Source organism: Mangrovimonas sp. TPBH4 (assembly GCF_001280505.1).
Taxonomy (GTDB): domain Bacteria; phylum Bacteroidota; class Bacteroidia; order Flavobacteriales; family Flavobacteriaceae; genus Mangrovimonas_A.
The window spans coordinates 37,582-46,930 of the sequence record NZ_LBIO01000060.1 but is presented as its reverse complement, the minus strand read 5'-3'; the positions used below and the strand labels follow the sequence as shown (position 1 = coordinate 46,930).

The following is a 9,349-nucleotide window of genomic DNA, read 5'->3' as shown; positions in this document are numbered from 1 at the left end:
CAATACTATCAGTTACTTACGATAAAACACATTTTATTAGCAATATTCTTACTTTTTTAATAATATTTAACAAGTAAAAACTTGAATTATTTAAATAAATCTTCAAAAACAGAAAATATGCAATTTAGAACCTAAAAAACTAAACACAAAAAAAGGCGCTTTTAAGCGCCTTTTTTCAAATTATAATTATTTTTTTATTGTTCTTTCACAAAAGCTTCCATAACTTCAGCACTCACACCCATGTTACTAAAGCCTCCATCGTTGTATAAATTTTGTAAGGTCACACGACGTGTTAAATCACTAAACATAGCCACAGTATAGTTGGCACAATCTAGAGCGGTTGCATTTCCTAGTGGCGACATTTTATCAGCATAGGCGATAAATCCGTCAAATCCTTTTACGCCTTGTCCTGCAGTAGTAGGTGTTGGAGATTGTGAAATAGTGTTTACTCTAACCTTTTTGTCTTTTCCGAAGAAATAACCAAAGCTTCTAGCAATACTTTCTAAATACGCTTTGTTGTCGGCCATATCGTTATAATCTGGGAACACGCGCTGTGCTGCCATATAAGAAAGGGCTACAATACTTCCCCACTCACTCATGGCATCATTTTTATAAAGTACTTGCATCACTTTATGAAAAGATACTGCAGATACATCCCATCCTTTATGTGTGAAATCGTAGTTTTGGTTTGTATAGTGGTTTCCTTTACGCACGTTAACCGACATACCAATCGAGTGCAATACGAAATCAATTTTACCTCCCAAGATTTCCATTGACTTGGCTACTAGATTTTCTAGATCCTCTAAATTGGTGGCATCGGCAGGAATAATTTCAGAACCTGTTTTTTCAGCCAACTCTTTAATTTGTCCCATGCGCATTGCAATAGGTGCATTGGTCAACACAAAGGTTCCTCCTTCTTCGTGAACACGCTCTGCGGTTTTCCAAGCAATTGAATTCTCATCCAATGCTCCAAAAATAATCCCTCGTTTTCCTTTTAATAAATTATATGACATGGTATTTATTATTTAGTCAATTGTTGTTTTTGGTTTTGTGGGGCAAAGATACTATTAAAATGAGAATTTCCTCTAATTCAATAATTGTTTTGCATGTTCCAATGCTGAATTGGATACATCTATGCCTCCTAACATTTGTGCGATCTCCACAATACGTTCATCATGTGTCAATCGTTTTAATTGTGTTTGGGTTACCTCATCAATATCGGTTTTAAACACCTTATAATGTGCATCTCCCTTGGCGGCTACTTGAGGTAAATGTGTAATAGTAAACACCTGCATGGTTTTACTCATTTCTTGCATAAGCACTCCCATTTTATCTGATATTTCTCCAGAAACCCCTGTGTCTATCTCATCAAACATAATGGTTGGCAATTGCTGATACTTACTCAAAATAGACTTAATCGCCAACATAATTCGGGAAAGCTCTCCTCCCGAAGCCGCCTTTTTAAGTTCGTTAAATTGTCCACCTTTGTTTGCCGAAAACAAAAACTGCAAATTATCCTTACCGTTATTATAAAACTGTTTGGACAATTCAAGTCCTATTTGGAATCTTGCATTTGGCATTCCCAAAACTGACAACAGCTTTTCCAATTGTTTTTGAAGTTCGGGAATTGCCGTATTTCTGCTTTTATGGATATTAAGAGCTATTTCATTTAAATCCTTTTCGATAGCTTTCTGTTCTTGCTCCTTTTTAGAAATCACCTCATCCAAATTTTGGGTAATATTCACCTTTTCCTTTAAATCATCCCTTATGGCAATCAATTCTCCTACATTTTCAACCACATGCTTTTGCATCAAGTTATGAATCAACTGCAACTTGGTATTCACCACGCCCAATCTTTCTGGATCTGCCTCCAATTGATCTTGTAAGCGTTCTATTTCAACAAAAACATCATCGAGTTCAATGACCGTGCTATTGACTCTTTCAAACAACGATTCATAGCTTTTGGAATAAGAAGACAACTTAGACAATTGGTTTTTAATTTCTGTCAAACTTGGAATTACCCCAACAGTTTCATCACTCAACAAACCATGCGAACTTCCTAAACGCTCACTGATTTCCTCAATATTGTTAAGGGTTTCATACTCTTCTTCCAAAGCCTCCATTTCACCGTCTACCAAATTGGCCTTTTCCAACTCTTCCAACAAAAATAAATTGTAGTCCAACTCTTTAGCAACCTCAATTTTTTGTTGGTTTAAATCATTCAACTCACGTTGAACACCTTTATATGCTTTCAGCTTCTTGCCATACTCAAGAATCACCTCTTGATTTTTGGCCAAAGCATCTATGACTTGAAATTGAAATGAATCATCCGTTAACTGAAGCGTTTGGTGTTGCGAATGGATATCCAATAGATACACTCCCAAAGTCTGAAGGTTTCCAAGAGTTACAGGGGTATCATTTATAAATGCTCTAGATTTTCCAGAAGGCAAGATTTCCCTTCTAATAATAGTTTGAGGCTCGAAATCTAAATCCTCCGATTTAAAAAGGCCCTTTAAATTATAATTGGTGATATCGAAAGTAGCCTCGATAACACATTTTTTGGATTCATCCTTTATACTACCCAAATCGGCTCTTTTTCCCAAAATCAACGAAAGCCCTCCCAAAAGGATGGACTTTCCCGCACCGGTTTCACCGGTAATTATAGATAAGCCGTTATTGAATGTCACATTCAGTTCATCAATCAGGGCATAGTTTTTTATTGAAAGATTTGTAAGCAAACGGAAATGTTTAAAATTAAACTATCAACTGAAATCGGGTATGACCACAAAGGATCAATAACTTATGTTACGCCATTTTGAGGCGTAGGTTGGTGCAATTCTATTAAGAGAAGATACCACGTTGGTGATATTCACATTTGGTCCATCAGAGAAAACTTCTTCAATCTCATCAGACTTGGCATCGAAAAACACACGCATCAAGAAGGAATTAGGCCTTTTGTTATGTAGCTTTTCCAAAGTCCCAATGGCAGTAGCAATCTCCTGCTTTCCTTTTTTAGGATTTTCATGCATCACGTCCAAGCCATTTCTGTGGTAATTGTACATTACTTCCCTGAATTGTTCAAAAGTTGGAGACATTAAGTTATCGATCAACACAAAACGGGATTGCGTACCATCTTCAAGTTTCCATCCTTTAAAGTTTTCCTGTTGTGAATAGTTTAAAATGGTTTGTGCCTGTTTAAAATACTCGTCGCCCCCATTAAGTTGAAATGTATCGGCATCCATCCCCAAAATCATGTAGATATGATAGGTCAAAACCGAAACCAAGTTGGATTCGTATTGATTTGGATTGAACACCAAATTTTGGAATTCCAAATACTGAAACGTAAAGTTTCTATCGTTAAAATTGTAAACCGGCGTGCTATAGGTTGAATTGAATACAGGTCTTGATGATTGTACTTGTATGGAAGCCTGAAACACATCGGTATCATAATCTGCGATGGTGATGATCATGCTACAGTTAATGCGTTCCTGAGGTTTAAAGTCCTTGTTAGTCCAAGTAGTATTGTTGACAAACTCTGTTAATTGTCGCTCCAAAGTTCTAAACACCTGAACGTTTTCGTTTCCTGTTTTTTGCGCATTAACCACCAAATTACAGTTAAGTTCCTGGGCATAGCCAGACACAAAAAAGGCAACAAAAGTAATTACAAAAAAGACTCTATGCATTGAGTAGTTTAATTATTAGGTTCATTAAATCGCCTGCCACTTCGGCCTTCGATTTCAAGTCTTGACTCAAGACTTCGTTTGTATTGGTAATAAAAGTAACTTTATTTGTGGAAACCCCAAAACCTGCACCTTCATCATTCAGGGAATTTAGTACTATGACATCTAAATTCTTAGATTCCAACTTGCCTTTGGCGTGTTCCAACTCGTTATGGGTTTCCAAAGCAAAACCAACTAGAAATTGATTCTCTTTGATTTTTCCCAAAGATGCCAAAATATCTTGAGTACGTTCCAACTCTATACTAAACGTATCGGCTTTCTTTTTTATTTTTTTATCGGCTACATATTTTGGACGATAATCGGCCACTGCAGCAGATAAAATTGCAATATCCACATCTTTAAAATAGTTGTGGACTTCAGTGTACATCTCTGCAGCACTGAAAATTTTGATAAGTTTTATAAATTGATGGTTGACCGTTTCGTGCGTTGGACCTGAAATTAAAATCACCTCGGCGCCCAAATTGGCCGCCGATTTTGCAATTTCAAAGCCCATTTTCCCACTGGAATGGTTCCCAATGAATCTTACAGGGTCAATAGCCTCATAGGTAGGCCCCGCTGTAATAAGGATCTTTTTCCCTTTCAATGGTAAACCTTCCAAAATATCTCTTTCAATGAAATCTACAATATCTTCCGGCTCTGCCATACGTCCCTCTCCTACCAATCCACTTGCAAGCTCACCACTGGTAGCAGGAATCATAATGTTTCCAAAGCTATTCAACAAATCGAAAGAACGTCTGGTAGTAGGATGTTTGTACATGTCCAAATCCATTGCTGGCGCAAAATACACAGGACACTTGGCGGACAGATAGGTTGCCATGAGTAAATTGTCGCAAACACCATTGGCCATTTTGGCCATAGTATTGGCCGTAGCCGGTGCAATAAGTACAAAATCTGCCCAAAGCCCCAATTCAACATGATTATTCCAAACAGCATCATCTTCATCATGGGTAAATGATGAATACACAGGATTTTTGGATAAAGTTGAAAGGGTTAAAGGTGTAATGAAGTCTTTAGAAGCAGGCGTCATGACGACCTTTACGTCTGCGCCTGCTTTTATAAATAACCTTACTAGGTTAGCCGTTTTATAAGCGGCAATACCAGCAGTAATGCCTAGAAGTACCTTTTTGCCACTTAATACCGACATTATTTTATTTATTCCTGAGTTTCTTCCTCAGTGTTTCTGAAGTAGATTTTATCGTCAAGCCACTCTTGAACTGCTAAAGCATGAGGCTTTGGCAATTTTTCATAGAACTTAGAAACCTCAATCTGCTCTTTGTTTTCAAAGATTTCCTCCAAGCTGTCATTATAAGTAGCAAACTCTTCTAGTTTGTCTACTAACTCTCTACGAATATCAGTGTTGATTTGCTCTGCTCTTTTAGAAATTACAGAAATTGCCTCATAGATGTTTCCCGTTGGAGCATCTACTTCATTTCTGTCGTAAGTAACTGTACTTACAGGAGCATTGGTTTTCTTTAAATCCATCGTATTTATAAATTAACTTTTTGTTTCAAATTTATTTAATTCAGCGGTCAATTCATCATTCATTCTATTGGCTTCCTCTGCAAATTTAGAATCCGAATAATACTTGATAAATGAATTGTAATACCCTTGAGCTGTCATAAGTCTTGCCTCTTTTTTATACTGCATACTGTTTATTGCCAAACGGTAGGCAGAATCCAAACGGTAGTACATTGCTTCTTCCCTAAACGTACTTCCTGGATATTCCAATAAGAAATTATCAAACGACTTGATTGACGCTTCATAATCTGAAGCATCAAAATAGGCAATCTGGTTGTACTGCTTAGCTATTTCAAAAGCTTTCTTTTCCAACTTATAATCCAATTCCTTTACCATTTTGTTTACCTCTGGTAAATATTCTGAATCTGGATATTTACTTAAAAAGATTTGTAGCTTGTCCAAAGCTTGAACCGTTTCTTTCTGCTCCTTACTGTAAACAGGCGACAACATATAGTAGCTTCTGGCTGAAAGAAACGAAGCCTCCTCTGCCTTTTCGCTTCTAGGGTATGCTGTTTCAAACCGTTCAAATTGGTAACCAGACAAGTGATAATCGCCCATTTCATAATACGTTTTAGCGTACATGTAGGTAAGCTTCTCTGCCTGAGGTTTACCTCTATATTGAGGTATGATCTGTGCAAATAAACGGTTTGCCTTACCGTACTTTTCTTGCTCATAAAGCTCCGTTCCTACACGAAACTTTTCAGCAATATCTTCCGACTTCAGTGCTTTTTGAAATTCACTACAAGAGGATAGCGAAAGTACCAGTAAAAATGTATAAAAAATGTTCTTCATAAAATGTAAACAGAATGCAAAAGTAATTATTTATAACTTATTATAAAAACAAAAGTTACACACGAAAATAACGGTTGCAAACTCTTCTACTAAGTCTTTAAGTTAACTTTAACGTTTGGCCGCTTAGCCCAAATTTGCGATAAAATCCTTAATTTTTTCCTTCAACTCTTCAGTTGCAGGCACCAACGGCAAACGTACAGCATCACTAGCAAGACCTAAAGCTTGGTATACCGCCTTGATTCCTGCAGGATTGTTCTCGGCAAAAATGTACCCAACAATATCCATAAGTTTAAAGTGAATATCATAAGCTTCTTTGGCTTTACCTTCCAAACCAAGCTTGATCATTTTTGAAAATTGTTTTGGTAATCCTTGACCGATTACAGAAATCACTCCTGCTCCACCAGCCAAAACAACACCAAGAGCTAAATCGTCGTCTCCCGAAATAATCAAGAAATCTTCCGGCTTATCTTTCAATAATCGCAAGTATTGCCCCATGTTGTTACCCGCTTCTTTTACGGCAACAATATTTTTAAAATCATTAGCCAAACGCAAGGTTGTTTCTGGCAACATGTTTGAAGCCGTTCTTCCTGGAACGTTGTACAAAATGATGTCTACTGGACAAACTTCAGAAATGGCTTTGAAATGTTGGTAAATACCTTCTTGGGTAGGTTTGCTGTAATATGGTGATACTGAAAGAACGGCATCTATTTGTGATAAATCTGTAGATTTAATTTCTTCAATAACATTGGCGGTATTGTTTCCTCCAATTCCTAAAACCAATGGCAATCTTCCATTGTTAGTCTCTACAATAGTAGCAATGATGGCCTTTTTCTCTTCCTTTGTAATAGTCACGCTTTCACCTGTTGTCCCGCTTATTACCAAATAATCGGTTCCATTTTCTACGTTGTAGTTTACAATGTTTTTCAACGCTTCGTGATCTACGGACAAATCTTCATTAAATGGCGTAATCAATGCCACTCCCGTCCCATAAAATTTAGTCATTATATTTTATTTAGTACTGTTAGATATTTATGTAATTCTCTCTTAAAAAGTGAAAACTCCTTTGGGTGCACATCAAGAATCAAGTCGTACAATCTGTCATCTATTCCTGAAAGTCCTACTTTAAACCGTGCCTTCGACTGTGCGGTGATGATATTGAGTTCCATACGGTCTTCTTTATAATAACTTATCAAAGCATCAAAATCCGTATCGATAAATGCCTTTAAGTCATTATTTTTTATGGCTCCTTTCCACCCAAAATCCTTGGGTGTTACATTAACGTCCCAATAAGTTTCCGGTGCCAACTTTTCATCGGCTACAAAGGCAATGATTTTCAATCTGTTTTGCTTAACTCCCAAATCCTCAAAGAATATTTGAAAGTTCTCAAAATCAGAAAATTCATTTAAATTAAAAATCACTCCAACCGTATCAATCTTTTTGTTGTTAGCCTCTACATGCCTAGAATTTAACAATTTATTGATGTAATTTTGGTATGATTTTTCCTTAAATGCCTTTAAAATCATTTATCTTTATAATTTTTGCAAATGTAGTAAAAGTCACTACATGTTTTGTTAACTTTTCCGAAGAATCTAAATGAATTCAAAACATCTTCTTTTTGCTGTAACACTGCTTGCCTTCTTCTCATGTAACCAAACCAATCACTTGTACAAAATTGAAGGAAAACAGATTCCGATAACCGATAGTTTACTGTCTAATTCCGAGATAGATAGTTTTATAAAGCCATACCATGAACACCTTAAAAAAAGCTTGGACAGTATTTTATCATATTCTATGGGCACATATACAAGGGATGATGCCCCTTTTAATACAGCTCTCGGTAACTTTATGGCTGATGCCATTTATGAACAGTCCAACCCTATTTTCAAAAAACGCACAGGAAGGGACATTGACTTTGTCATGCTGAACCATGGCAGTATTCGCTCTATTTTATCCAAAGGAAATATCACCATTAAAACTGCGTATGAACTGATGCCGTTTGAAAATACTATTGTTGTGGCCGCCATTAAAGGAGAGCAAATAAAGGACCTTCTAAAATACCTAACGGCAAGCAGCAAGGCCCATCCCATTTCGGGATTAAAAGTAATAGTGGATAAAGATTTCAATATTATTTCGGCTACTGTTAAAGGTCTGCCAATTGATTTCGACAAAACGTATTATGTACTCACTCACAATTATCTATACAACGGAGGGGACCACATGATTTTTTTCCAACCGAACGATTCTGTTTACAGCTTGGACTACAAAGTTAGAAATGCCTTATTGGATTATTTCATAAAAACAGACACTATAAGAGCCTCCCGAGATGACAGGTACCTACAAATTGAATAACCACACCTTATCCACGTTTAAAAAATAACATAGAGACTCATGAAACGAAGAGATTTTTTACAACAAACAGCAGTTGCAACTACCTTGGTTGGTTTGGGTGGCTTGGGATTGCAATCCTTTAAGGAAGATGCTAAAAAAATTACCATTTTACACACCAACGATGTCCATAGCCATATTGATCCTTTTAGCCCTGAAGACGGCAAGTACCCCAATAAAGGAGGCGTTGCGAGAAGGGCTAGTTTGATAGAAAACATTAAAAAAGAAAACCCAAACACCCTACTCTTCGATGCCGGTGATATATTTCAAGGAACTCCATATTTCAACTATTACGGAGGAGAATTGGAATTCAAATTGATGAGTATGCTACAATACGATGCCGCCACTCTTGGAAATCACGATTTCGACAATGGCATTGATGGGTTATATGCCCAACTACCTCATGCAAAATTCGACTTTCTGTCTGCTAATTACGATTTCAAAAACACGATAATGGACACGCACACCAAGCCCTACAAAGTGTTTGTTAAAGATGGTATTAAAATTGGTGTATTCGGATTGGGTATAGAACTCCATGGTCTTGTTGAAAAAAACCTTTATAAAGAAACTGTATACATAGATCCTGTAGAAACCACTCAAGACATGACCAGAATTCTTAAGGACCATGAACACTGTGATCTAATCATTTGCCTTTCCCACTTAGGTTATCACTACGGAAAAAGTACTAAAATTAGCGATCTTGAATTGGCCAAATCCACAAAAGATATTGACTTAATTATTGGAGGACACACCCACACCTTCTTAAAAAAACCAACGGTAATCAAAAATATTGAAGGCAAAAATATGCTGATAAACCAAGTAGGGTGTTACGGCATCAATTTAGGCCGAATAGATTTTTATTTTGACAGTTTCAACAATAAGTCTGCCGATGGCACTTCAATAATTGTATAGTT

At 36.7% G+C, this 9,349-nt stretch carries 10 protein-coding genes; 2 read left to right on the top strand and 8 right to left on the bottom strand.

The window, feature by feature from the left end; genetic code table 11:
- Nucleotides 1-194 precede the first annotated feature (194 nt).
- From ZA05_RS15520 to ZA05_RS15485, 8 genes are all read right to left on the bottom strand, one after another.
- On the bottom strand, nt 195-1,013 hold the full coding sequence (locus ZA05_RS15520) for an enoyl-ACP reductase (protein WP_053977588.1): 819 nt from the start codon (nt 1,011-1,013) through the stop codon (nt 195-197).
- A gap of 72 nt (nt 1,014-1,085) precedes the next feature.
- Nucleotides 1,086-2,738: a DNA repair protein RecN gene (recN, locus tag ZA05_RS15515; protein ID WP_053992602.1), complete on the bottom strand. Its 1,653-nt coding sequence runs from the start codon at nt 2,736-2,738 to the stop codon at nt 1,086-1,088.
- 54 nt (nt 2,739-2,792) lie between these two features.
- Complete coding sequence (locus ZA05_RS15510; RefSeq protein ID WP_053992601.1) at nt 2,793-3,683, bottom strand: DUF4835 family protein; 891 nt, start codon at nt 3,681-3,683, stop codon at nt 2,793-2,795.
- Nucleotides 3,676-4,884 carry a bifunctional phosphopantothenoylcysteine decarboxylase/phosphopantothenate--cysteine ligase CoaBC gene (gene coaBC / locus ZA05_RS15505; RefSeq protein WP_053992600.1) on the bottom strand — a complete coding sequence of 403 codons (1,209 nt, stop codon included), beginning with the start codon at nt 4,882-4,884 and terminating at the stop codon, nt 3,676-3,678. Before coaBC ends, ZA05_RS15510 begins: the two co-directional genes overlap by 8 nt.
- 8 nt (nt 4,885-4,892) lie before the next feature.
- Entirely contained in the window at nt 4,893-5,222 is a 330-nt protein-coding gene (locus ZA05_RS15500) for a DNA-directed RNA polymerase subunit omega (protein WP_053992599.1), read from the bottom strand.
- 12 nt (nt 5,223-5,234) lie between these two features.
- Entirely contained in the window at nt 5,235-6,050 is an 816-nt protein-coding gene (locus ZA05_RS15495) for an outer membrane protein assembly factor BamD (protein ID WP_053992598.1), read from the bottom strand.
- 123 nt (nt 6,051-6,173) lie between these two features.
- Nucleotides 6,174-7,052, bottom strand: coding sequence for a 4-hydroxy-tetrahydrodipicolinate synthase (gene dapA, locus ZA05_RS15490; RefSeq protein ID WP_053992597.1), 879 nt, complete (start codon nt 7,050-7,052; stop codon nt 6,174-6,176).
- Nucleotides 7,052-7,573: a hypothetical protein gene (locus tag ZA05_RS15485; RefSeq protein WP_053992596.1), complete on the bottom strand. Its 522-nt coding sequence runs from the start codon at nt 7,571-7,573 to the stop codon at nt 7,052-7,054. The genes dapA and ZA05_RS15485 overlap by 1 nt, the downstream gene beginning before the upstream one ends.
- Before the next feature lie 70 nt (nt 7,574-7,643).
- Between ZA05_RS15485 and ZA05_RS15480 the strand changes: the two genes are divergently transcribed.
- Nucleotides 7,644-8,399 carry a 5'-nucleotidase C-terminal domain-containing protein gene (locus ZA05_RS15480; RefSeq protein WP_053992595.1) on the top strand — a complete coding sequence of 252 codons (756 nt, stop codon included), beginning with the start codon at nt 7,644-7,646 and terminating at the stop codon, nt 8,397-8,399.
- Between the two features lie 39 nt (nt 8,400-8,438).
- Nucleotides 8,439-9,347, top strand: a complete 909-nt coding sequence (locus tag ZA05_RS15475; protein WP_053992594.1) for a bifunctional UDP-sugar hydrolase/5'-nucleotidase — start codon at nt 8,439-8,441, stop codon at nt 9,345-9,347.
- Nucleotides 9,348-9,349 lie beyond the last annotated feature (2 nt).